We start from the raw sequence: 1220 nt of genomic DNA on the forward strand, positions 1-1220 counted from the left end.
TAGACTAACCTAAGTATTTGAGACACTATAAAACACCTTCGAAGTGATACACTTAATTCAAGTGATAATTCGGAGGTGTTTTTGCGTGGGCAAAAACGTATATTCAAGTGAAACAAAATGGGCAGTGATCAAAGATAAGATGAGTGGGCAATTTACGAACCAAGAAATCATGAAGAAATATGGAATTAAGAATGTCTCCCAGATTAAAACGTGGCTTAAATGGTATCGCAATAATGAATTTCACAGGTTTAGTCAACCAATTGGAAAGCAGTACACATACGGCCACGGACCTGATAATCAGAGTGATGAGGAAAAAAAAGACCACCAAATGACTCATTTAAGACAGGAGAACGAAATCTTAAAAAAGTATTTGGAGATAGAAAAGGAGTTGAAAAAGAAGTAATTCTCCAATTAGTGAACCGATTACGAAAGAAATATACCGTAACCGCCATCTTATCAGTTTTAAATATCTCAAGAGCCACTTACTATCGATGGGCTGCATCTTCTCCAATCCAGCTGTCCAAAGAGGAAGAGGTAATTATTTCACTCTGCGAAAAAACGAGATTTAGAAATGGGCATCGTAAGATCACAAAATTATTAAAACGTAAGTTTCACATCAGTTTACATCGTAATACGGTTCAACGTATTATGCGGAAGCATCACCTTCAATGTCGTGTAAAACCTAAACGGAAATGGAAATCACAAGGCGAATCAATCATCATCGCACCTAATTTATTACAACGTAACTTTAAAGCAGCCCTTCCTAATCAAAAGTGGGTCACCGATATAACTTATATTCAATACGGTACATCAACGCTTTATCTATCGACCATAATTGATCTTTTTAATAATGAAATCGTAGCGTACAAACTATATACTCATCAACAAACTCCCCTGGTTTTAGACACTTTGAAGCAGGCCCTCAAAGAAAGGGGGAACCCTAAAGGAGTGGTCATTCATTCGGATCAGGGTAGCGTTTATACCTCATATGATTACCAGACGCTTGTGAAAGAGAGAAATTTAGTTAGTAGTATGTCTAGAAGAGGAAACTGTTGGGATAATGCGGTTATCGAGTCCTTTCATTCAAATCTTAAATCGGAAGAATTTCAATATGTGAAATTCAATTCGTTGTCTGTAGATAAAGTAAGAGAACGTGTGGATCAATTTATGAAGTACTATAACGAAGAGCGTATCCAAGAAAAATTAGGCTACCAAACCCC

General features: G+C 36.7%; 1 protein-coding gene. It reads left to right on the plus strand.

Annotation, left to right across the window (positions count from 1 at the left end):
* Positions 1-85: 85 nt before the first annotated feature.
* A protein-coding gene (locus tag D3H55_RS23665; RefSeq protein ID WP_119549772.1) for an IS3 family transposase occupies positions 86-1220 on the plus strand; the annotation gives its coding sequence in 2 pieces (ribosomal slippage) (positions 86-362 and positions 362-1220; 1136 coding nt annotated over the 2 pieces). This gene is flagged as partial in the annotation.

This window comes from Bacillus salacetis, assembly GCF_003581585.1.
Lineage (GTDB): Bacteria > Bacillota > Bacilli > Bacillales > Bacillaceae_B > Rossellomorea > Rossellomorea salacetis.